Source organism: Streptomyces sp. BK340 (assembly GCF_007827595.1).
Classification (GTDB): domain Bacteria; phylum Actinomycetota; class Actinomycetes; order Streptomycetales; family Streptomycetaceae; genus Streptomyces.
Genome location: NZ_VISR01000011.1, coordinates 139,855 through 161,825, shown reverse-complemented (window position 1 = coordinate 161,825; position 21,971 = coordinate 139,855). Strand labels below are relative to the sequence as shown.

The 21,971-nt window shown below is 67.4% G+C and carries 19 protein-coding genes and 4 pseudogenes; 17 read left to right on the top strand and 6 right to left on the bottom strand.

Annotated features, from left to right (window positions below; genetic code table 11):
- The first annotated feature begins 87 nt into the window (after positions 1-87).
- From FB157_RS20995 to FB157_RS20985, 3 genes are read left to right on the top strand one after another with little or no spacing between them, the layout of a single operon-like run.
- Positions 88-1,233 (top strand): tyrosine-type recombinase/integrase, encoded by a 1,146-nt coding sequence (locus FB157_RS20995; RefSeq protein WP_145881917.1) that lies wholly within the window; start codon positions 88-90, stop codon positions 1,231-1,233.
- The gene (locus tag FB157_RS47960) at positions 1,230-3,731 is read left to right on the top strand and encodes a site-specific integrase (protein WP_222440951.1); all 2,502 of its coding nucleotides are present in this window, start codon (positions 1,230-1,232) and stop codon (positions 3,729-3,731) included. The genes FB157_RS20995 and FB157_RS47960 overlap by 4 nt, the downstream gene beginning before the upstream one ends.
- Positions 3,728-4,261, top strand: coding sequence for a DUF6262 family protein (locus FB157_RS20985; RefSeq protein WP_145881915.1), 534 nt, complete (start codon positions 3,728-3,730; stop codon positions 4,259-4,261). Before FB157_RS47960 ends, FB157_RS20985 begins: the two co-directional genes overlap by 4 nt.
- Positions 4,262-4,374: 113 nt before the next feature.
- Here the strand turns inward: FB157_RS20985 and FB157_RS20980 are convergent, their stop codons facing one another.
- Together FB157_RS20980 and FB157_RS20975 are read right to left on the bottom strand one after the other, a co-directional pair.
- The gene (locus FB157_RS20980) at positions 4,375-4,851 is read right to left on the bottom strand and encodes a DUF3761 domain-containing protein (protein ID WP_145881914.1); all 477 of its coding nucleotides are present in this window, start codon (positions 4,849-4,851) and stop codon (positions 4,375-4,377) included.
- Positions 4,851-5,423, bottom strand: coding sequence for a hypothetical protein (locus FB157_RS20975; protein ID WP_145881912.1), 573 nt, complete (start codon positions 5,421-5,423; stop codon positions 4,851-4,853). Before FB157_RS20975 ends, FB157_RS20980 begins: the two co-directional genes overlap by 1 nt.
- A gap of 870 nt (positions 5,424-6,293) precedes the next feature.
- Between FB157_RS20975 and FB157_RS20970 the strand changes: the two are divergent.
- The 10 genes and pseudogenes from FB157_RS20970 to FB157_RS20925 form a co-directional block, all read left to right on the top strand.
- Positions 6,294-6,923 (top strand): annotated as a pseudogene (locus FB157_RS20970) (ATP/GTP-binding protein); the annotation flags it as partial.
- A 53-nt stretch (positions 6,924-6,976) separates the two neighbouring features.
- Positions 6,977-7,264, top strand: coding sequence for a hypothetical protein (locus FB157_RS20965; RefSeq protein ID WP_145881910.1), 288 nt, complete (start codon positions 6,977-6,979; stop codon positions 7,262-7,264).
- A gap of 377 nt (positions 7,265-7,641) precedes the next feature.
- Entirely contained in the window at positions 7,642-7,878 is a 237-nt protein-coding gene (locus FB157_RS20960) for a hypothetical protein (RefSeq protein ID WP_145881908.1), read from the top strand.
- Entirely contained in the window at positions 7,875-8,513 is a 639-nt protein-coding gene (locus FB157_RS20955) for a GGDEF domain-containing protein (protein WP_145881906.1), read from the top strand. Before FB157_RS20960 ends, FB157_RS20955 begins: the two co-directional genes overlap by 4 nt.
- Positions 8,510-9,061, top strand: a complete 552-nt coding sequence (locus FB157_RS20950) for a hypothetical protein (RefSeq protein ID WP_145881904.1) — start codon at positions 8,510-8,512, stop codon at positions 9,059-9,061. The genes FB157_RS20955 and FB157_RS20950 overlap by 4 nt, the downstream gene beginning before the upstream one ends.
- Positions 9,037-9,426 carry a hypothetical protein gene (locus FB157_RS20945; protein WP_145881902.1) on the top strand — a complete coding sequence of 130 codons (390 nt, stop codon included), beginning with the start codon at positions 9,037-9,039 and terminating at the stop codon, positions 9,424-9,426. Before FB157_RS20950 ends, FB157_RS20945 begins: the two co-directional genes overlap by 25 nt.
- Before the next feature lie 38 nt (positions 9,427-9,464).
- On the top strand, positions 9,465-9,812 hold the full coding sequence (locus tag FB157_RS20940; RefSeq protein WP_145881900.1) for a hypothetical protein: 348 nt from the start codon (positions 9,465-9,467) through the stop codon (positions 9,810-9,812).
- Positions 9,809-10,498 carry a hypothetical protein gene (locus tag FB157_RS20935; RefSeq protein ID WP_145881898.1) on the top strand — a complete coding sequence of 230 codons (690 nt, stop codon included), beginning with the start codon at positions 9,809-9,811 and terminating at the stop codon, positions 10,496-10,498. The genes FB157_RS20940 and FB157_RS20935 overlap by 4 nt, the downstream gene beginning before the upstream one ends.
- Before the next feature lie 232 nt (positions 10,499-10,730).
- Positions 10,731-11,662 (top strand): annotated as a pseudogene (locus FB157_RS20930) (transposase).
- A gap of 269 nt (positions 11,663-11,931) precedes the next feature.
- Positions 11,932-12,729, top strand: coding sequence for a hypothetical protein (locus FB157_RS20925; RefSeq protein WP_145881896.1), 798 nt, complete (start codon positions 11,932-11,934; stop codon positions 12,727-12,729).
- 812 nt (positions 12,730-13,541) lie between these two features.
- On the opposite strand, the gene FB157_RS48560 is transcribed toward FB157_RS20925, so the two are convergent.
- The 4 genes from FB157_RS48560 to FB157_RS20910 form a co-directional block, all read right to left on the bottom strand.
- Positions 13,542-13,868 carry an IS30 family transposase gene (locus tag FB157_RS48560; protein WP_261386397.1) on the bottom strand — a complete coding sequence of 109 codons (327 nt, stop codon included), beginning with the start codon at positions 13,866-13,868 and terminating at the stop codon, positions 13,542-13,544.
- Between the two features lie 285 nt (positions 13,869-14,153).
- Complete coding sequence (locus tag FB157_RS48555) at positions 14,154-14,660, bottom strand: helix-turn-helix domain-containing protein (protein ID WP_261386415.1); 507 nt, start codon at positions 14,658-14,660, stop codon at positions 14,154-14,156.
- A 184-nt stretch (positions 14,661-14,844) separates the two neighbouring features.
- The gene (locus FB157_RS20915) at positions 14,845-15,747 is read right to left on the bottom strand and encodes a ParA family protein (protein WP_145881894.1); all 903 of its coding nucleotides are present in this window, start codon (positions 15,745-15,747) and stop codon (positions 14,845-14,847) included.
- Between the two features lie 320 nt (positions 15,748-16,067).
- Positions 16,068-17,237 (bottom strand): ParB N-terminal domain-containing protein, encoded by a 1,170-nt coding sequence (locus FB157_RS20910; RefSeq protein ID WP_145881893.1) that lies wholly within the window; start codon positions 17,235-17,237, stop codon positions 16,068-16,070.
- 397 nt (positions 17,238-17,634) lie between these two features.
- On the opposite strand from FB157_RS20910, the pseudogene FB157_RS49675 reads away from it, so the two are divergent.
- The 4 genes and pseudogenes from FB157_RS49675 to FB157_RS48540 all read left to right on the top strand — a co-directional run.
- Positions 17,635-18,292, top strand: a pseudogene (locus FB157_RS49675) (DUF2637 domain-containing protein); the annotation flags it as partial.
- A gap of 2,017 nt (positions 18,293-20,309) precedes the next feature.
- Positions 20,310-20,618, top strand: a pseudogene (locus FB157_RS48545) (hypothetical protein); the annotation flags it as partial.
- A 701-nt stretch (positions 20,619-21,319) separates the two neighbouring features.
- Positions 21,320-21,517, top strand: a complete 198-nt coding sequence (locus FB157_RS20895) for a winged helix-turn-helix domain-containing protein (RefSeq protein ID WP_145881892.1) — start codon at positions 21,320-21,322, stop codon at positions 21,515-21,517.
- Between the two features lie 182 nt (positions 21,518-21,699).
- Positions 21,700-21,969 (top strand): hypothetical protein, encoded by a 270-nt coding sequence (locus tag FB157_RS48540; RefSeq protein ID WP_261386395.1) that lies wholly within the window; start codon positions 21,700-21,702, stop codon positions 21,967-21,969.
- Positions 21,970-21,971: the final 2 nt, after the last annotated feature.

Below are 21,971 nucleotides of genomic sequence, written 5' to 3'. Positions count from 1 at the left end.
GTCGGTTCTCAGGGGGTGCCGCTCTGTGGCCGGTTGTTGCACAGGTCTCGGAGCAAGAGGTGAAAAGTGAGGGCTTTCCCGGTTCGGATGCCGTCCGGAACGCGGTACTGGACAGTCATCGATGACGGATTGGACGTGGTGCGGCCAGCGGATCACTGGCTGCGGCACCTTCGCTTCGGTCAGCACCGCGCGGAGTTGACCACGAAGGCGTATGCCGGTGACGTCGCCCTGTACCTGAGGTGGTGCCGACGGACCGCGCGGGACTGGCGGGTAGCGGCCCAGGACCTGGGCCTGTTCATGGTGTGGCTGAAGTACACGCCGGTACGGGCCGACGGGTCGGTGGGCGCCGTGGTGTCCGGGCCTGGAGCGGTGCCGGTGCGGGGCGAGCGGCGGGTCAACCGCGTCCTGACGGGGGTGCGCGGCTTGCTGGCTCACGCGATCCGGATCGGCGAGGCTCCGCCGTGGGTGCTCGGTCAGATCTACGAGTTGGCCGACACCCGGGATCTGCCGCCCGAGGCCCATATCGAGGGGGCCGGGCTGGAGTACCGGCTGAAGGCACGGCACCGGCTGCAGGAGCCGGAGTCACAGGTGGATCGGGCCAGCGACGAAGCAGTGGTCGCGATGTTCCAGGCGTGCCGCAACGCACGGGACCGGCTGATCGTGCTGCTTCTGGCCCGTGTCGGGCTGCGCCGGGGCCAAGTGGCCGGGTTGCGCCGCGAGGACTGCCACCTGCTGATGGACTCCCGCGCGCTGGGCTGTGATGTGGAAGGCGCTCACCTTCATGTCGTGCGGCGGCAGAACCCCAACGGGGCGTGGTCGAAGTCTCGCCGCGCCTGGGCGATGCCGGTGGACTTCCTGGTCGTGCAGGCTTTCGACCAGTACGCCGCTGAACGGCACGAGCGGCTGGGCGCCGGTGGCAGCGACTTCTTGCTGGTCAACCTCTTCCGCCCGCCGCTGGGGTCGCCGGTCACGCCGGACGCGATCGGCGATCTGATCGAGGCCCTGGCCCGGCGGGCCGGAGTGCAGGAGCATGTGGCGCCGCACCGGATGCGCCACGGCTTTGCCAGCAACGTCGCAGACGCCGACGGCACGCTCGATGAGATCCAGAACCTGCTGGGGCAGTCGCAGCCTGCGTCGGCTCAGCCGTATCTGCACCCTTCCCCTGGGCGTTTGCGCGCGGCAATCGAGCGGGTGCCGACGCCGCGAGAGCTGGTCGACGGGGTGGGCCGGTGACGATCAGCCTGCCAACGCCCCTGTTGCCCGAGACGGACGAGTTTGACGCGGTCACCGCAGAGCTGTGGGCGGCTGTCGACACGGACTTCCTGGCGCTACTGGGCTGGGAGCCGCAGATGCGGGTGCTGTACTTCCCGCACGACCACCTCTACCTGGGCGTGAAGGCCTGCATCGTTCCGTCCTGCTACCGCGCCAGTACCTACGCCTGTGGGCTGTGCTCCGGTTGCCGGAGCCGCTGGAAGCGACAATGGCAGGACCTCAGTCCCGAGGAGTTCGCCGCGTCGCCCGCGGCACAGGCCGGGCGGTATCTCGGCATCGAGAACTGCGTGATCACCGACTGTCCGCGGCCCTGGAAGGGTGCACGGGTCCGGTTGTGCGCGGCGCACAACTACCAGCGGACGGTCACGTTGAAGCTGCCCATGGAGGGCTTCCTCCTCCACCCCGACGTGAGAGCACTGGAGTCGTACGGGTTGTGTCAGACCGCGGCCTGCGTGCGGCAGCGGCCGGGGAAAACCTCGCCCTACTGTGAGGCACACAAGGCTCGGCTGCGTGACCTTCGACGCCGCGTCAGGGACTTCGACGAGGACCACTGGCGGCGCACGGTGACGCCGATCGACGAGGCCAACGAGGTTAACCTGCGCGGCCTGCCCGACCGTGTCGTCACCGAAGTCCTGTACGGCCTGCAGGAGCGGATCCGGGACTGTGTGCGGACCCCGTACTACAAACTGCGCCCATTCTGCGACCTGCTGCGCCGGCGGCAGGTCTCCTCGATCGAGGAACTGGAGCTGACCGACCAGAGCAGCGGACTGCACCGGCAACTGCGCGACGCTTTTATCCGGTACGCCAACCGCCGAGGGCTGTCCCCCGAAACCGAGCGCCACAAGGACCTGTGGGATCTCCAGGCGTTCGGCCACACCAAGTGGCTACGGTTCACCGGCATCACCCAGCCCTGGCTGCGGCAGGCCGCGAAGATGTGGGCGTGGGACGATCTGCCCCGGCGCCGCGGCGACAACGTCGGCGACACGGTGCAGTCCCAGGTCAACGCGCTGGAGAAGCTTTCCGAGAGCCTGCGCGTGCAAGGTCCGGACCATGGCGCCCAGCCGGCCGCTCTGGGCCGCGGGGACATCGTCGCGTTCGGAAACCGCCTGGCCTTCCTCGAACAACGCGGCGACATCACGCTGCGGAGCCGCCACGACAACTGCACCTACGTGCGCCGGGTCCTGATCCGGATGCGGGCGATGGGGCTGACCCGGCCAGGTCAGCCCTTGCATGGACTCCCGGACGACTTCGCCATGGGGTTGGAGGACGTGCCCGCTTTGCCTGACGAAGATGAGGCGGGCCACGACCTGGCCCCCGAGGTCATGGAGGTCCTCTGCGCCAACCTGCCGCAGCTGGAGGAGGCCCACAACCGGGAAGCCCGCCTCGCCATCGAGGTCCTCATCGACACCGGCCGACGCCCCGTCGAGATCTGCAAACTGGCCTGGGACTGTCTCCAGCGGGACGGCGACGGCAAGCCGGTCCTGATCTACGACAACTACAAGTCGCACCGCTACGGGCGCCGCCTTCCGATCCCGGAAGCGACCGCCGGACTCATCACCGAGCAGCAGGAACGCGTCCGCGCCCAGTACCCGGATACGCCGCAGAACCGGCTCAAACTGCTGCCGACGACCTACCGATGCGTGGATGGCACCCGCTCTATCAGCCCCGCTTGGGTCTCCGGCAGACACCGGATGTGGGTGGACTCGCTGCCCGACTTCCACGTCGCGGCCAAGGTCGAGATCGAGGGGCAGCCCGTCACGAAGATGCTGCCATTCGACAAGACCAAGATCTTCCCCTACGCCTACCGGCACACCTACGCGCAACGCCACGCGGACGCCGGAGTCCCCGTGGACGTCCTGCAACAGCTCATGGACCACGAGCAGTTGGTCACCACGCAGCAGTACTACCGCGTCGGGGAACAGCGCCGCCGGGAGGCTGTCGAGCGGGTCACCCAGATGCAGTTCGACCGTCACGGCAACCACGTTTGGAGGCAGGCCAAGGCACTCCTGGACACCGAACACCTCCGGCGAGCCGTCGGCGAAGTCGCCGTCCCCTACGGCGTCTGCAGCGAACCGTCCAACGTCGCCGCGAACGGCCAGGACTGTCCCGTCCGATTCCGTTGCGTCGGCTGCGGCCACTTCCGCACCGACGTCTCCTACCTGCCCGACCTGGAGACCTATCTCGCCGATCTGCTGCGCAACCGCGAGCGGCTCCTGGCCGCGGTCGCCGCCGACGACTGGGCGAAAGCCGAGGCCCTGCCCTCCGACGAGGAGATCAGTCGTGTCCGCCGCCTGATCCGCCGCGTCAAAGACTCCGTCGACGATCTCTCCGATGAAGAACGCGTCGAGATCGACCACGCCACCACCTTGGTCCGACGTGCCCGCAACAGCGTTGTGCACGTCGGCCTGCCCCGCGTCCGCCAGCCCCTGCCCGACATCCGACCGAACCGGACCGCATGAACACCAACCCCCTGATCGAGGGCCGCAAGGCCGACTCAGCTCGCCGCCGACAGCGCGTCATCAAGGCGATCAACGCCGCGAGGCGCGTCGGCATGACCATCAGCGTCTCGGGCATCGCACGGCAGGCCGGAGTCGACCGCGCCTTCCTCTACCGCCACAAGGACCTGCTCGCCCAAGTCCACGCAGCCAGCGCTGAACCGCCCGGCGAGGACACCGGTCCCCTCGTCAGCCGGTCTTCCCTGCAGGCCGACCTGGCGAACGCCCTTGACCGCAGCAACCGGCTCGCCGCCCGCGTGCGACACCTGGAGTCCAAGCTCTCCGAAGTTCTCGGCGAGCAGGCGTGGCGAGAGTCCGGCCTTGGCGCCCCCGACGACATGGAACAGCTCAAGAGCCGAATCACCGCGCTGGAACAGCAGGTCGTTGACCTGACCGGACAACTCGAAGAACGCGACCAGGAACTCCAGGCCGCACGGGCGGCTAATCGCCAGCTGATCAGTCGACTCAATACCGTGCGGTCCGCGGAAGCGTGAGGGGAGGAGCAAAGGACACTTCTTGTCCATTGCCCAGGCGTCGATCCGCTGGCACGCAGGCTGACCTGACTATCGGGCAGGTGGGCGGGGGCGCCCTGCGCGCTTGCTGCTGGTCAGTGGATCGGGTCCGGGATGTAGGGGGACTCTGTGGAGTAGTCCGGCAGATCGCACTGCACGAGCCCGGAAGCGTTGTCCCGGAGCTTCTCGGCTCGTTCGAGGGTGCTCGGCTGAAACTTCGGGAACGGGCAGTCCGTGATCAGGCCGCCGGGGGACGACTTGAAATACCACACCACACCACCGTGATGGCTGCACGCTCCGCTACGGCCGATCGACGGCGAACCCCATCCATCTCGACAGGTCGCTTCGTACGGCTGCCACAGGATGGCCGTCTTGGCCGGGGCCGGTGATGCGGAAGGCTTCGGCGTCGGGTCCTTGTCGTGGCTCCAGACGAATGCGCCCATGAACAATAGCCATGCCCACAGCCCTACGAAGCTGACGAAAACAAGACCGAACACTCCTCTCGCGGTCCAGACGACGATCTTCCCCATGGCCCGGGCAGCCCGCCGCCAGCGGCTCTGTAGAGTGCTCATCAGCGAACCGTCCGGCCTCTTCCTCGCCCGCGCGGCGGGTCAGGCAGCGGCTCGACTCGCGCGGCGACGGCACGCTGCCAGGTGTCGCCGACGGCGTCCCGGCACACCAGGCTGAGCTGAATGTTCGTGCGGTGCGTGTGGTAGTCCAGATCAACGTAGACGTCGTGTGTCCCGCCGGCGGCTATCGGCCCGATGTCGATGTTCTGCTCGCGGCGGTAGTCCGAGTAACGGTGGTCGGGGTCGTACGCGCCCCGCATGCCCTCCACACCGGTGCCGGTCGCACCGACAATGACCGAGCTCAGCGGCGGTCCGGAGTCCTGCTTGACCACCAGCTTCCCGCGCGGCACGTTCACGTCGGATTCGTCGGTGTGAGCCGCTTCGATACTGAACTGCGGTCCGCGGGCCTCGAATCGGTCCGCCTCCTCCCCCTCAATCTGCCGGAGCAACAGGGCTACCTGGGCCTCGGCAGAACGGGCGGCGCCCTTGGCGATGTGTGCCTGCATGGCGGCGTAGCCGGTGGCGACCGCGCTCACCCCCGTCGCGACGATCGCGGTGATCAGCTCCCCGTCCACGGTTCCTCTTTTCTCCGCCCCGCCCCCGGGGTGCCCGCCAGCCAGGGGCAGAACGGGAGGATAACGGTCGGTGTGAATGCCCGCCGGGCCGGGGTGCTGTGGTGGCTTGGGTGGTACCGCGAGCAGGGATGCAAAGCACCCTGCTGAGTAACCGGCCGGCCTGCTCGTCGAGACCTAGCGGAACCGGCTATCGGGCTGAAGGCCCGAAGTAGCAGAGCTGGAGTGTCTCTCCGACGGTGAACTGGTCACCTGGGATCTTCACGGTGCGGCTCGGGATGCTGCCCTTGGGACAGTCGACACCTTCGATGACGTAAGAGCCGGTCAGGTCCGGAATCGCGTCTCGCAGCTCTGAAGTATCCAGCGGCGTCGCGGGGGCTCCCGCTGGTCCAGCTGGGCCTGCCGAGCCCTGCGGACCCGCAGGCCCGGGCTCGCCATGCAGTGGAAGCAGGAAGACCGCCGCCGCAAGGGTGGTGGCCGAGCCGAGGAGGCCGCCGAGAAGCGCGGCTATCAGAAGGCTGGGACGAACACGATCGCTCATGGCGGGAATCGTACGGCTGACTTGAATCCTCCCGATCGCCCTGGAAGCAGGGACGCGGCGGGAGCACCGCCAGCCGGTACTTGCGACCGCAGCAGCGCTGGGCGTCTGGCGCCTTCTGAGGACCAGGGCCCGGCCAGCCAAGGGACAAATTCGACAGGTTGGTGCCTTCGCCACAGTCAACCGACGACTTCTGACGCCACGAAGGAGGGGAACAAGGTGACATGCCTTGCACCACACATGTTGCGATCAATATGGTGCTCAACATAGCCACTGAGCTGCGAGAACTCCGTCGAGAGTCCGCCTCAGGGTCGGCGACCTCCAGAGAACCTGGTGTTTGTGTCGAACGGCAGGGGCCGCGCCCGGCTAACCGGACCGTGCGGGACGACACCGTCCGCGCGCAGCACAAAGCGATGGTCCACTGCTACCAGCTGCTGCGGGCGGAGGGCTTCAACGAGGTCCTCTTCTCCAGCTCCCTGTACCGCCTGGAGCCGTTCTTGCGGAGCCTGTCCGAGGCCCGCGAGGCCGACCTCGGGCGGGACGGCAGCGACGGCCTGGGCGACCTGCTCCTGGTCCGCCGCGCTTTCGGCCCGGAGATCCTGCCGCTGTGGCAGTGGAAGCCGGGCTCCGACGTCGCCGGCGGAGACCGCGTCGCGGAGATCCGCCTCGGCCAGCAGTACATCACCCTTGCCCTGCGCACCGACGCCGACGGCGAGGGCGACTACGGGTTCGACGCGCTGGTGCCATGCCCGTACGACGACGAGTGCAGCGGCTACGCCTGGGTGCCCGTCTACAGCATTACCTGCCTGTACCGCGCGCTGGCTGGCGAGCTGGACGGCAGCGAGGACATCGTCTGCACCGTGCACGGCGGCGGCGACCACGAAGCCGACGACCACGACCAAGACGACGACCCCGAAGGCCGCGCCGACCTTGCAGCACAGGCGATGGAGGCGATCCGCGGATGAGGGGCCTTCCCTGCAAGCATGGATTTCGACTGCTCGAGCACGGCCTGTTAGCCGTGAGGCGCAGTTCCACCGCCGCCGCTGCCGGAGTGCTTGCCGATATCGGCCTCGTCGCCGTAGGCGCGGCCGCGCTCACCATCATCGGCGGGGCTGCCACGCTCGCCGGCGCCCTGACGTCCTTGGCCTTCACCGGATTGGCGGCCCGAATCGTGTGGGTTGTGGTCGGCTGCGTCGTGGCCGCCCTCCTGGGAGTCTTCTGTGACCACCTGACCACCCTGCTCATCCGCCGCACGCACGCACGCCTGCTTGAACAGGGCAAGACCTCCGGAGGAGGCGAAGCATGAGCGTGCCGTCCCGCCCGCACCCGTTCCCGGCGGACCGACTGAATGGCGGGACAGAAGCGGCCGTGTACAGCTCGTCACCGGCCTCGTGGGCCACCGAAGGCGCAACTGGCTGAGACCAGGCCACTCACCCGTGCGGTCCGGAACAAACGCCCGAACGGGACACTGCCGCCGACAACGCCCTCCTCACGGCGGTCGCCGGCCTCCGACCCCACCGGCCTTTACGCAGTAAAGCCGCTCCGCGCCTACCTCGAGTCGACGCACGCCCTGCCGCGCCACAAGGCGACGGAACCCTGCCCCGCTCACACGCGCGGGGCGCGCCCTCGGCCTACCAACCACCGGGCGCGCCCCACCAACCCCCGAAACGGAGGCACTTCGAGATGACCACAGCCTTACCGCACTCCGCAACCACGTCCCTGGCACCCGGCTGCCAGACCTGCGCCGGCCGCCCCGGTGAGCGCCTCTACTCCATCGGCACAGGCCAGCCCCGAGCCCTGGCGAAGGCCGATGCCGAGGCCGCGGCCTTCGGCGACGGCGCCCACGTCCACCAGTCCCTCCCCGACGACCAGTACGTCGTCGTCCGCCCCATCACCGACACGGAAGCGGGGCAGCCGTGAACAAGATCCTGCTCACCGCCGCGATACCGGCAGCCGGATGGGCCCTCCACGCCAGCCTGCTCGCCCGCAAGCTCCGCGCCGAACGACGGGATCCCCTCACCGGCCTGTGGACGCGACGCCCCTGGATGCACCGCACCGAACGGCTGATCCGCCAAGGGCACATCACCCACGTGCTTCTCCTCGACCTCGACGGCTTCAAGCCCGTCAACGACGACTTCGGCCACAAGGCCGGGGACGCCGTGCTCACGGCCGAGGGCGCCCGGCTGGACGACTTCGTCACCCAGAACGGCGGATCCCGCAGCGTCTGCGCCCGCCTCGGCGGAGACGAGTTCGTCGCCGCGATCAGCGTCCAGGACCTGAAGGCCTTCATCGACGGCCTGGCCCACGAGCTCGCCCGGCCAGTGCCCTGGCCGGGAGGCCCGCTCAAGGTCACCGCCTCCATCGGCGCCGTACGAGTCGCCAAGGTGCAGCAGCCGTCGGCCTCGACCGTCCTCGAAGCCGCCGACGCCGCCATGTACGCGATCAAAAGGTCGCGAGGGCGCAGCGGCCGCCGCGCCCACCGCCGCGCCGCCAGCCCCACGGCCACCACGGTGAACATCACCTCCCCCGCACAGGAAGCGAGGGCCTCGGTATGAAACCCGTGATCAGTGAGGCGTACCCGGTACGCGCCCTGACGCTCTGGCAGCCCCATGCCTCGGCAGTGGCCGCCCTCGGCAAGGACATCGAAAACCGCAGCTGGCCGCCCACCTACCAGGGGCTCATCCTCGTCCACGCCGGCCTCGACACCGACCGTGCGGCCGTGCGCCAGCTGCCCCAAGACCTGGAGCTGCCCAGGGGAGCCGTAGTAGCCGTCGCCCGCATCTCCAAGGCGCACACCGACTGCGAGGGACGGTGCAGCACGTGGGCCGACCGCGACAGCACCTGGCATTGGGAACTCTCCGACGTCATCCAACTGGCCACCCCCGTCACGCAGGTGAAGGGACGCCAACGCATCTGGGTGCCGGACGACCCCCTGCGTCACCGCGTCGCAGCAGCGCTCCCCCAGAACGCTGCCTGCCTCGCCGCTCATCTCCGCAAGGAACCCGCCACGTGCACCGTCGCCGCTGCCTCTTCCCGGGCCGCGCCCGCAGCCACCGCACGGCCCGGGAGGAGTTCAACATGTCTGTGCACACCCACCCGATGACCCTGAGCGGGACGCTCGCCGCCCCCGCCGTGCTCATCGATGGCCAGGCCTACTTCCGGCTGACGTACGCGCCCGAAGACCACAACTGCGCCCCCGCTGGACACGATCACGAAGTCCGCGAGGCCGTGCTGCCCTGCGCGCTGGCAGACCCCGCGGCCGCCGCGGACCTCGCCACACTGCAGCCCGGCACCCCGCTGACGGTCAGCGGCTACCTCGCCCTGCCCGACACCTACACCAGTGACCTGCGCCTGGTGGTCCACACCGCCGACATCAAGCTGTCTGCCCCGAGGCAACCCGCAGCGCCACGGCCGGCGCTGCGTCTCGTCCGCACCGGCACCCGCCACCTCGCTGGATCGCCTAGCTGACAGCCCCTTTCCGTACCCCCGTTGAAAAGGACTCCACCATGGCGGCTTCCGTCATCCTCAGCCCGCGGCAGACACTGACCGCCTCGCAGGCCGTCGCCCTGACCTTGTTCCGCGACGGTTACACGCAGCGCACCATCGCCGTCCGCACCGGCACCGATCCGAACGACCTCTACCGCCTCGCCGCCCTGCATGGCATCACCGCCCCGCATGGAACGGTCGAGGGCCACAACTGCCATGAAGCTCGCGGGGAGGAACCCTGCACCTCCTGCGCGCACGCCCATGGGCGAGCTCACGCCCGCGAGCACGCCCAGCGCCGCAGGACGCTCGGCGCACTCCCCCGCGCGCTGCGTCCCCGCGGCCGGCAAGTACGGAGGGCCGTGCGGTGAACGCGCCCCTGCCTGCCCCTCCTCCCGGGGAACCCAGCGGCCTGATCGTTCTGGAGGGCTATCTCGACGACGAGTCCCTCCCAGACGACCTGTCCGGTGAGACGACCCGGTTCCAACTGGTCGTCTCGCCCACCGATGACCGCATCGACGAACTCGTCATGCCCTGCACGGTCACCGAGCCTGGGCTGGCACACGCCGTCGTGACCGACCTAGGAGCCAGCGACCTGCTCCGCGTCAGCGGCCATCTCCAGCTTCCCCGCGATCCCGGGGACGGAATACGGCTGCAGGTCAGCGCCATCCACGTGCTGGAGAACGGCGTCGACCTCAGCCACGTCGACAGCGAGGAAGAGCTGGGCCCCGTGTCCCTGTCCGAGTACGGGTACATCGAGCGCTACGGCGACTACCAGACATGGAACGACCCCGACACCTGCCTCACCAGCCTCTGGCACACCTCCGGAGAGTGGGTCGCCGCCACCGACGACCCCAGCGCTCTCGGCGATCTCATTGCCGCCCACCGAAGGCGCGCAACCTCCGCACCCGCCGACACCCACCCCACGGAGCCCGACCCCACGGAGCCCGCGCCCACGCCCCCGCCCACCAAGCGGCGGCCGGCGCGCTTGCACCGAATGCGGAGCTGGCTCCGCCGCACCTGGCCGAACAGGACGGCGAACACGCGCACGCTCTGACCAGCACACCCAATACGGCCCGGGGCGGCCGCCGGCCACCGAGCCCGGCCGCCCCGGCTGCCTCCCCCCGGATCGGACCACAACACCACGAAGGAGCGCCATGTCCAGCCTCCCCCAGGCGGACACCATGCCAACTCGCACCCAGCGCAAGCGCACAAAGGATGGGTCTGGTGCACGATCGGGTGACATCTGAACCGGCTTGCCCTGAGGGGTGGGTGGGAAGGATGTCGCTGTGCCCAAGCCCTATCCGGAAGAGTTCCGCCAGGACGTCGTGCGAGTCGCGAGGAACCGCGGCCCGGGTGTCACGGTCGAGCAGGTGGCCACCGACTTCGGGGTCCACCCGATGGCGTTGTGGAAGTGGATGCGCCGGGCGGACATCGACGACGGGACCAAGCCCGGGATGACCAGCCAGGAGAGCGCGGAACTGCGGGAAGCACGTCGGCGGATCAAACTGCTGGAGCAGGAGAACGAGGTCCTGCGCCGGGCCGCGGCCTATCTGTCGCAGGCGCACCTGCCGGGAAAAGGATCTACCCGCTCGTGAAGGAGCTGGCCGTGGACGGGGTGCCCGTCACGGTGACGTGCCGGGTGCTCAAGCTCGCCAGACAGCCCTACTACCGCTGGCTCGACAAGCCGGTGGCCGACGCCGTACTGGAGGAGCCGTATCGCGCGAACGCACTGTTCGACGCTCACTGCGACGACCCGGAATTCGGCTACCGCTTCCTGGCCGATGAAGCGCGTGGTGCCGGGGCCCGGATGGCGGACCGGACCGCGTGGCGGATCTGCCGGGACAACCGCTGGTGGAGCGTGTTCGGCAAGCAGCGCGGCAGGGGCAAGAAGGCCGGCCCGCCGGTGCACGACGATCTCGTGAGCCGCAAGTTCCGGTCCCGGAAGTTCGTCCGGGCCCTCGAGCGGCACCGCATGGTCGGATCGATAGGGAGGGTCGGGGCAGCCGGCGACAACGCGGCCATGAAGTCCTTCTTCAGCCTGTTGCAGAAGAACGTCCTTGACCGCCGGAGCTGGGCCACCCGCGAAGAACTGCGGATCGCGATCGTGTCCTGGATCGAGCGGACCTATCACCGGCGCCGCCGACAAGCCGCACTCGGCCGGCTGACACCCGTCGAATTCGAGACCGTCATGACCACGCCGGCCCTCCAAGCCGCGTGACCGAACCTGTCACCTGAACCTGCACCAGACCCCGGCTGCGTCTTCCTCGCCACCACCACCGCGGCTGCGCTCGTCATCTGGCTGCGAACTTGATCAGCCAGACAAGTCCTAGTGATGGCGGGACAGCTCGTACGGCGGTCTCCTCCATGGACACCAATCGTGCTCAGCCCTGCCGACCAAGACGGACTCAGTCAGCTCGTCAGGCCGTGGTGGGTCAATGCAGCGATTCACATTATGTGAATCGGGCTTGAGGAGTCAGAATTCTTGTCATGCCAAGTCGCCGCAAGAAGGCTGTCTCGCCTGCAAAACCGCTGGTCAGGCCCGGAATTCGCATAGGCAGTCTCGACGCTGCTGCCATCATCGGAGAACTGCGCCAACTGCACGAAGAGGCAGCGGATCCTGAGATCGACCGCATGCCTGACAGCAGCGAGATCTTCAAGGCCCTCGTCTATCTGGAGCAGCACGCAGGGGCACTGAAAGATGCGCAGATGAGAAGAGAAGCTGCCATCAAACGAGCCTCCCTGTGGCAGTACATCAGGGAGCGAGCGGAGATCCACCAGGCCAAGGCGGTCGTCGATGCGCGCGCGTCCGGAGCGCAATGGATTGAGTTGATGCCGGCCCTCGCAGTGAAGAGCCCCAGTGCGGCATACAACAAAGCAACACGCTTGCGTGCGGCTGCTCTGACTGATCACGGTGAGCCCCCAGTCCGCCGAACACCGGAAGCAGTCCTTCAAACTGAACAGAAGATCAAGGCTAGGGCTGCTGCAGCACGGCGGGCAGCGGAAGAGGCCGCTCTCCGGCATGAGCTGCTAGTGCCCGTGGCGCATCGGCTTCTCCAGTGCCGTACGGATCTGGTCGAGGACGAGGATGTTGAGTTCTGGTGCGACCAGATTGAGGCGGTCCTCCCTCACTGCGAAACTGCCACGCAAATCGTCAGCCTTCAGACCTACCTTGAGGCTCTTGTCCGCTCGCTGAGGCGGATCCAGTCGCACGCTCAGACGCCGGTCGGCAGCACCAGTGAGACTCACGCTGCCTTCGCTGCAGCCATGGAACTCCTCAAACGCTGAGCCACCACGGATCCTGACAGCCTTCGCACTGAGCAGCGTCTGGCCGTCCATGGCGGTTGGCTCTGAAGGGCCTGGATGTACAGAGTGCTGCGGATCCCCACGGACGCGAAGGCCCACACCGCCCTGACATTTCGGTACGTGTGATTGCGGCGCAATCACACTCGGCAGGATCCGAGTCACCAGTCATCGGCACCAGCCACGGCGCTCCGTGAGACTCGCTGCGTTCTCCGTACCCGTGCCTGCAGCGCCGTGAGGCTTCTAGATTTCGCGATTGCGGCACCGACGGGCAAACCATGGGCCTGTCCGATGAGTCAGCGTGACGCATTGGACAGGCCCTTGGGTGGCGAGCCGATAGAGGCGCGGCAAGCACTGCCTGGGCCTCGGATGCTGAAGCGCGGGGCCGATCGTGGCACCTGACCTTCCGTGATCGACTCTTGGCGGACCGGGCTGCGTACCACCTGTCGCTCGGTGCGCGATGCACTCCAGCAGTCGCTCCCAGTCGCTCCCAGTCGTGCCCCAAGGCGACGACGGGGCCAGACCGGTCGCTGCGAGCGGCCTAATGCGCGTGAGTCGAGACGTCCATAGCCGTAGTCGGCGAGCGGCGAGGTCGCCTTGCCGCTTCCCGTGCCTTTCCTGAGGACACGACAGCCGGAGCCTGTGCTGGCCACCTATACAAGGTTGCCGAACAACTCCGACGGACACGTCGGCCTGGCCCGGCCGTACAGCCTCGCAGACTCATGGCTGGGCCCAGGACACGATGAAGGCCCCGGCCCCGGTTTGGCAGATTCCAGGAGCCGTTGCAACACAGGTGATCAACTGGCTGTGGCAAGGAGTTTAGCGAGGCGCTCGGCTGGGGTTTTCCAGTCGAGCGTTTTGCGTGGTCGGTTGTTTAGTGCGGCGGCGAGGGCATCGAGGTGCTCACGGCAATGGACAGCCAGGTCGCTGCTCTTGGGGAAGTACTGCCTGAGCAGGCCGTTGGTGTTCTCGCTGGAGCCGCGCTGCCAGGGGCTGGCCGGATCCCAGAAGTAGACCGGGACGTCGGTGGCGACGGTGAACTCGCGGTGCCAGCCCATCTCGGTGCCCTGGTCCCAGGTCAGCAACCGCTTCTGATGGCTGGGCAGGGCCTGGACCGTCTCCACCAGTGCGTCACGGGATCAGCTCGGTGCTGTGGCCGCCGGGCAGGTGGGGGAGCGGCACGAAGCGGGTGCATCGCTAGACGAGGGTGCCGACGGCGGAGGCGCCTGACTTGCCAATGATCAGGCCAGCCTCCCAGTAGCCGGGTGTCGCCCGGTCTCCTGTTTCGGCGGGGCTCTTGCTGATTACGACTTTGGGGTGGCGGAAGCGGGGCTGGCGCTGTTAGGCCTGCCGGCAGGCCTTGTTGCGCTCGGCCCGTGCGCAGCGCCTTGGCCGGCTCGTGGCGCAGTTCACCGCAGCCCTGGTGGACGTGGAGGGCCTGGTGGACCGTCTCGTGGACCACCTGCGATCTCGGGCCGGTCGGGAAGCCAGGTCCGCAGGTCCTGCAGCTCTGTTCCGTGCCCCACCGCTGGCCAAGTGGATCTTTCAGGTCTTCGGGCGAGGCCAGCGCGGGCATCGGCGCGGGCCTGCGCAGCGTGCGGGCGGTAGTGCCCATGGCCGCGAGAGTCGATCGTGCAGTTGCGGGGGACCTCCCCACTGACCGTTGAGGGACTGCGGCCCAGCTCGGCGGCGATCGCACGGAGCGTGGCTGTCTCCCCCAGCCAGCTGGCGATGTAGATCCGTTCGGCCTCACGCAAATACCGTGGCGGAACCGACAGGGGCGCCACCGGCCGCTGGGCCGGGGGCGCCCCCTTGGTCGTGCCGGACGGGTTGGGCCCGTTCCGCCACCGATGGCCGGTGCAGTAGTTGATCCCGCCGTCCCGGCATGCCTCGTAGCTGGTCAGCCCCTGCTCCATGAGCCAGAAGTATTTCTCCCGCTCACGGACCAGCTTCTCGCGGCCTTGGACCACCGTCTGCACCTTGCGGATCTCGAACTCCATCGCATCGCACCCCTCGAGTTGGGGTGTGGCAACGACCACCGCAAGGGAAGTTTGATGTCCGCGGGCAGGGCCTTCACAGGTGATTGCGCCGCAATCACCTTCAGCGTCGTGTGAAGCCCAGTGCTTGCGTCACGAGGTAGTAGTCGTCCGTCGCCGACAGGGCAGTCTCTGTGGTGAGCTTGGACGGATTCTCCGTGACCGGGTCGTAGAAGCGCAGGACTCGCTGCGCGGCGTAGGCCTCAGGAATCCGAGGGCTGCGGCGCACGGTGGGCAGCACCAGGTCCTCGTAGGCCTCCTTGGCCTGCTGCTGGCTGTCGTCGTAGACGGCGCCTTGGTTACGCGTTGTGGGGCAGTCAACGATGAGGATGTTCGCCAGGTCGGCTCGTGCGCCCATCGCGGAGAAGGTTTCGCTGATCTCGTCGATCTTCGCTTCCATGCGGGTGAGGGCCCGCAGTTCCTTCCATCCGGGCTTCACGCATGCCACCACGTCGTCCGCAGCAACGATCGCGTTCACGACGATCAGGCCCAGGTTGCCGGGGCAGTCGATCAGAATGAGGTCGTACGTGTCGCGGATCCGCTCGATCTGAGTCTTCAGCCAGAACTCTCGACCGGTCTTGGGGGCGAGCAGCTGCTCTGCCTCCTCGAGAGAGCTCGAACCGAGGAGCACGAAGAGGTTGGGGATGGGCTTCGTGCCGTCTTCGCCGTAGGGGCCGGCCATTGCTGGTACGACAGCGTCGTCGATTTTGGCGGCGCCGGTGAGGACGTCGTACAGGTTGGCCTGGTTGGGGATGTCGTCCGGGTTGTCGTATCCGACCGCGGCTGATGCGTCGCACTGCGCGTCAGCATCGATGATCAGCGTGGTGAAGCCGAGGTCGGCTGCGCAAGCCCCGATGTTTACTGCTGATGTCGTCTTACCGGCGCCGCCACTCTGGTTCGTGAGAGCCAGCGTGCGGCCGATACGGCGTGCTTCCTCGGTGGTGTTGCGGGTGCGGGACGAAGTCATGAGTGAGCCTCCACGGATGATTGCGGCGCAATCACTTGGGCAGTGAGCGTTCACGCGCTGGCGGGGGAGTGGGTCCCGTGAGCGCAGTTGTGGGGGACTGCCGTCATGTCGACGGGGCCCGTCGTCTCCTGCTGGTGCTTGAGCCGAGGAATTGATGGCGTGAGCTGATTGCGCCGCAATCACGAATCTTTCAGGGTCGACGCCTGCCTGGTGGACACCTGAAGGCGTTGCGATACCGGGGCGCAGGTTACAGGGCGTGGTCCGGTAAAACCAGTCGCCCCACCAGCGAGAGCGAGTGGGGCGACGAGGTGGGTCGCCTGTCAGGAGGAGAGGAGTTCCTTCAGTTGCTCGATCTCCGACTCGCTCAGCAGGTCGAGGATGTGGAGAGCCAGGTCTTCCACGCTTCGGACCACGATCACGCCTCGGGGTTCTTCAGCGGTCGCTACTGCGGTGCTGGCGGAGGTCGGTTGCACTGCAGAAGTCGTCTCCGCGGCGGGGACCGGGGGAGATGGCGAGTTCAGATTGGGCTGCAGCACCCGGGGTTCAGAGGCACTGGGCTGAGGTGCAGGGGCAGCTGGTGTCACGGTGGTGGGAGCAGACTCTGCGGCTCGCGGCTCTGGTAGCGGTGCCGCCTCGGGTGCGGTCGTGGTGATTGCGTCGCAATCATCTGCCGGTTCGGTGGGCACGCCCTGCTGATCCGCCGGCAGCTTGCTGACGGTCGTGGCTTGGGCCTGGCTCAGGTCTCCTCGGACGAAGGCTTCCTGCATGTCGGCTCGAAGCCGGGAGTAGACGATGGCCGCCTCGCGGACGGGCAGCAGCAAGCGCCCTTCCGCACCGCTGCCCTCCTCGGAGCCTTCCAGGAGTTGCTGTTCCTTGAGCCAGTGGTTGATGACCGCTTGTTGAAGCGCAGGGATGAGGCGGAGCAGGGCGACGCGGTGAGAGATGTAGGTCTGGGAGCAGCCGACGCGCTTGGCGAGCTCGCGCTGGGAGAGGCTCTTTCCGACCTCGTCCCTCTCGTCGAGGGCTCCTTGGAACTCCAGGGCTTCCTCAATGGGATTGAGGCCCATCCGCTGGAGGTTTTCCTGGATGGCGGCGATACGAAGGCTAGGTACGTCCCGGCGGACCAGGATGGGTACTTCGGTCAGGCCGGCCTTGAGCGCGGCGGCCAGCCGTCGGTGGCCGTGGTGAACGACGAACAGAATGCCGTTGGCAACGCGGTCCTCGACGGCTTCCTTGTGCTGTGGGTACAGCTCGACGTAGACGTCCGGAGGGATGACGGTCATGGCGGTGTTCATGCCGTCTGTCCGGAGGGTGTCGGCCAGCTCATCGATTTTCAGGAGTTCCTTGCGCCCGTTCTCCGGGCTGGGCATCAACTGGCCAGGGTTCACCGTCGGCAGTCCCTGCGGCACAAGGCGAGCCTGCTGGGTGGCTGCTTTACGTGCTGCCCTCTCGGAAGCAAGGTCGCGCTTGAGGCCGGGTTTCTGAGGCATGGGCTTCTCCGGGGTGCTGTGGCTGACGCGGACGCGAGCTTATCCGCCCGACGGCTCGGATCGGCGCTGTGGGGAGTGATTGCGGCGCAATCACTCCCCACAGCAGTCCAGGAAGGGGCAACTCGCACTAAGTGTCGTGAAGATACCCTCTGATCATAAATGACCTTAGCGCCCAGGTGATCTTGAGCCGCGGCACGCAGCAGCCTGGGGGAGCGGCCCAGCTCATCCGATCACTTTTCGTTGACGATTCGCCCCGCACATCCCCGAACGGCCCCCACACACCTCAATGCATGCGAGTGTGAGTCCTGATCAAAGCGTGGCCCACAGCAGGGGAGTGACAAGAGTAGTGACTGCGGCAGGAAGCGGTGCACCACCGGTACTCACCCGAACCCACCGGATCCTGATCAGTGTGGTCGTGACCGGCGTGTTGATCATCGCCGGAATCGGCTTCGCCGGCTCCTACACCGCTGTCCGCGCACTCGCCGTCAAAAAGGGCTTCGGAGACTTCTCCTACGTCTTCCCCATCGGGGTCGACGCCGGCATCTGCGTACTCCTGGCCCTGGACCTCCTACTGACCTGGATCCGCATCCCCTTCCCACTGCTGCGCCAGACGGCCTGGCTCCTGACGGCCGCCACCATCGCCTTCAACGGCGCCGCGGCCTGGCCCGACCCACTCGGCGTCGGCATGCACGCCGTCATCCCGGTCCTCTTCGTCGTAGCAATCGAGGCAGCCCGGCACGCCATCGGCCGCATCGCCGACATCACCGCCGACAAGCACATGGAAGGCGTCCGGATCACCCGCTGGCTCCTGTCACCCCTCCCCACTTTCCTTCTCTGGCGTCGGATGAAGCTGTGGGAGCTTCGCTCCTACGACCAGGTCATCAAGCTGGAGCAGGAGCGCCTCGTCTACCAGGCCAGCCTCCGATCCCGCTTCGGTCGCGCCTGGCGCCGCAAGGCCCCCGTGGAGTCGGTGATGCCGCTCCGTCTCGCACGCTACGGCGTACCCCTGTCTGAGACTGCTCCGGCCGGCCTCGCCGCCGCTGGCATCAAACAGCCACCGATCCAGTTCACCGTTGCACGGCCCCAGCTTCCGGCACCGCAGCAAACTCCCGAACTCGAAGCTGCCGTCGAGACCGCTCCGGAAGCCACGCAGCCAGGCACCGTGGAACCTCAGCCAGAAGAGTTGCAGCGCCCCACGCACGGCGAGCGATCGCAAGACACTGGATCGACGGGCCCAGAAAGCCGCCAACGCCTCGCCGCCGCCTACGACGACTGGATCGCCGCCTTCGGCGTCGAGCCCGACAGCGCGCAGTTCGCGTACTGGCTCCAAGACCAGTACGGCATCGCCACCGCAGTCGGCGGACCGCTCTCCGAGGAGCAGCTCAACCCCCTACTGCAGCTTCTCAAGCAGCGCCACACGCCCGCAGCCGAAGCCGAAGAAGGTACCGAACGGCAAGGCGTGCCAGACGCGGACGACGACCTCACATGGGACGACTACTTCTACAACGCCTGGCTCACCTACGCGCAGGAGCACGGGGCCTACCCCGACGCTTCCGCCCTTGCCCTGTATGTCTACGAGCGGGACCAGATCACCAACGGCAACGGCCAACCCATCACGGGCCAAGACCTGGAAGGGTTTGTAGCGACCATCCAGCACAGCGAGTTCGCTGACACAGAGCCGCCTGCCGAGGAGGAAGCCACTAAATCCGCCGCGCCCGTGTCTGCTCACGAACCCGGTTCGAACGAGGACACGCAGGACGAGGTACCGGTCAGCGCCAGCACGCAGCCTGCCCAGGAGACACGCAGCCCCAGGGTAAACGCCACCATTGACGACGCGCCGGGCCGGGACGCCGCGATCGATGAGCCTCCCGCACTCACCACCGTCGACCGCTACTACCTCGCCTGGACGGAATACCAAACCGAGTACGGCCAAGAGCCCAAGGCCGAGCAACTCTCCACCTACCTCGCGGGCAAGAAGGGCATGACAGGCCGAGGCGGAAAGCCAGTCAGCCCCTCCACCCTCCGCCGCTACCTCTTGCCCTTCCGCGTGTACAGCCTTTGGGCAGAGCAGCGAGTGCGCAATGAAAACCCGCCGCTCGACGCCATCGCGCAGGAGTGCGCAGCCATCGGGATCACTGCGCAGCACAACAAGCCACTGACCACCCACTACATCGCAGAGCAATCCGCCGATTACGAGCGCCGCTGGCAGGCACTAACCCGCCATCACGCGCAGCGACAGCCGTAAGAAGCCGGGCCCCGCTCGTCACCTGCGCAGCCGTTGAGCTCATCCGGGTCAACGGCTGCGCAACCGGAAAACCGCAGGTCACCGCGGCATTGCGCAGCCAACCCGGCCATTGCGCAGCCAGTGCGCACAGCGGTCTTCGCACCGCGCCCAGCCGCCCGGACATGCCCCCCCCCCGGTGCGCATCCTGCCTATGGCATTCGACTCTCCACCATGACGGACCTCAATCCGTCTGAGGCCCGTGCGCACTCCGCGGACCTGGGGCACCTCAGCGGAGACGGGATGGAGCACGGCTCCGCTGTCCTCCATCCCGTCTCCGCGCCATTGCAGGAGGGCCGTCGATGGTGGTCAACACCGTCCGTGCTGCCCTGCGCAATACGCACCAAGTACTAGAGCAGCCCGCGGGAGCTATGGCGGCCGTCGCCCGCATCTCCGGCGCGCGCACCAATTGGAAGAGACGGTGCGGCAGGTGGGACACCTACGGCAGCACCTGGCACTGGGGCCCTCCGGCGTCATCCACTGTCCTCCCTTCGTGTCACAGGTGAAAGGACGCCAACGCACTCGACTCCGGTGCGGAGGAGGCGACGTTCACCGTGCTGACCGTTTGGCTGGCGACGCGTCGATGGGCACAGCGACCGCTCCACCCACGCGACTTCTTCATCGCGCACCTGGGGCCGTCCTGGCCCTGGGCGACAGCCACGGCACCATCTCCGCACGCGCGGGGAGCAGCCGCCTACAGAGCGGGGGAGGGGCGAGGGGGTGCCTGCCCCTATGCCTTTGGTCAAGGGGAATCGGGGTGCGGTGAGCAGCGAGCCCGGCAGTGTGACGGGGTGACCGATCTGCTGTGGGATGACGTGAAGTGCTTCTTCGGCCCGGACTCGATGGGGCCGTTGCCGGACGTACGCGTCCCGAATACGTAGGTGGAGCACTGGCGGCCGGTTCTCGATCTTGTGGCGCGTAAGGGCTGAAAGCGCCAGCACTCGGAGGGAGCAACAGTACTTCCGGTGCCCCGGGCGGAGTTCGTGCTGTCCCGCCCAATGGATGCCGAGTGTCCGAACTTGCGGATCTGGCCGACTACCGATGTGCAGGCGATCTTCCGTTTCCTTGACGACAAGGTCGTCGACTTCGACGTCGCCCTATCGACACGAACGTCTTCGTGGAACACGCCCCTCGGTAGCAAGCCTCCCAGTCGCGAACGATCGGAGTCAGCTTGCGCAGTACGGCCCCGGCGTTGGCCCCTCGCAGGCCCTTCACCTACCCAGCGGGTGATCACAAGGTGCTGGAACCAGAGGGCCGGTTGCGCACAGCCTCAATGAAGTAGGAGGAGCTCCGGGTCAGAACCAGACGTCCTCCGGCCTGCCGTCACCGCCATGCACCCCAATTAGGTCGGGACCTTCGAAAGAGGCATCCGATGCAGTTGATCTGTCAAGCGGCGGTGGTGAGTTGTGGGGCTGGCGCGGGTGGGAAACGCGGAGTTCGTCGCAGGGGGGGTGTGCTTGGTGAGGCTGCTGTGAAGGCAGCCGAGCATGCGGTTAAAGCAATGCCTCGCAGGATGTTCGCGAGCATCATCGCGTCGAGGTGGTCGGCCCTTTTGCGGGTAAGTGTGTGCCGGTCGCTGTAGCGGGTGGCGGCCATCGTGTTGTGTTCGTCCTCTCAGCCGAGGGCGCGCTGCGGTCGTCAGTCGTGCGGGGCACGCCTCTCCTTATGGAGGGGATCGCTGGCCCTGCATCCGACGAGCCGTTCGTGACCCCAGCGGCCCACACGGCCCTCGGTCTGCTCACGAGATCGGTGGCTCCAGGCGCGGTGAGAGGCGATCCGTAGTTCAGCGGGGCCGACGTCGGTGGAGCGGCCGAGGCCTGCGCAGTGGAGGCGGCTGGAGCGGGAGTTATGGCGTGGTCCGCTCGCGTACGGCTTCGACGACGAGTTCCAGGGCTGGATGCTGAAGCGGGTCAAGCTGCTGATTGGGCGGATGTTCCACGTCGGCTACATCATCCAGGGCATGTGGATGCTGCTGCGCCGGCACCGTTGGAGCGCCTAAATACCCGTGGCGCGCGCCCAGGAGCGCGACGACGAGGCGATCCAGGTGCGGAAGGCCGAGGTGTGGCAGCAGGTAAAAGGACCGCGGCCCACCTGGGCGCCCACATCTGCTTCTAGGAGGAGACCGGCCAGGGGCTGAGGCCGCCGAAAGGACGCACCTGTGCCCCGCGCGGAGCCCGGCCGGTGGTGCGGGTGCGCGGCCGCACGACCGGCCGGGTCAACATCGCCGGCGTAGTCTGCTACCGCACCGGGCACCGGCCCCGCTTCTTCTTCAAGCTGCACATCTGGCACGGCCGCCGGGGCGAGGCGAAGGCGTTCTCGTGGCGCCAGTACCGCGATCTGATCGTCATGCCCCACATCCAGCTCGGTACCCCAGTGGTGTGGTGCTGGGACAATCTGAACGTGCACCTGGTCAAGGAGCTGGCGGACTTCGCAGAGGAGCACAAGGGCTGATT

Coding starts and splice junctions, on each gene's coding strand:
- FB157_RS20995 (WP_145881917.1), top strand. CDS start 88: ATGCCGTCCGGAACGCGGTACTGGACAGTCATCGATGACGGATTGGAC.
- FB157_RS20985 (WP_145881915.1), top strand. CDS start 3,728: ATGAACACCAACCCCCTGATCGAGGGCCGCAAGGCCGACTCAGCTCGC.
- FB157_RS20980 (WP_145881914.1), bottom strand. CDS start 4,851: ATGAGCACTCTACAGAGCCGCTGGCGGCGGGCTGCCCGGGCCATGGGG.
- FB157_RS20960 (WP_145881908.1), top strand. CDS start 7,642: ATGACCACAGCCTTACCGCACTCCGCAACCACGTCCCTGGCACCCGGC.
- FB157_RS20950 (WP_145881904.1), top strand. CDS start 8,510: ATGAAACCCGTGATCAGTGAGGCGTACCCGGTACGCGCCCTGACGCTC.
- FB157_RS20945 (WP_145881902.1), top strand. CDS start 9,037: ATGTCTGTGCACACCCACCCGATGACCCTGAGCGGGACGCTCGCCGCC.
- FB157_RS20940 (WP_145881900.1), top strand. CDS start 9,465: ATGGCGGCTTCCGTCATCCTCAGCCCGCGGCAGACACTGACCGCCTCG.
- FB157_RS20925 (WP_145881896.1), top strand. CDS start 11,932: ATGCCAAGTCGCCGCAAGAAGGCTGTCTCGCCTGCAAAACCGCTGGTC.
- FB157_RS48555 (WP_261386415.1), bottom strand. CDS start 14,660: ATGGAGCAGGGGCTGACCAGCTACGAGGCATGCCGGGACGGCGGGATC.
- FB157_RS20915 (WP_145881894.1), bottom strand. CDS start 15,747: ATGACTTCGTCCCGCACCCGCAACACCACCGAGGAAGCACGCCGTATC.
- FB157_RS20910 (WP_145881893.1), bottom strand. CDS start 17,237: ATGCCTCAGAAACCCGGCCTCAAGCGCGACCTTGCTTCCGAGAGGGCA.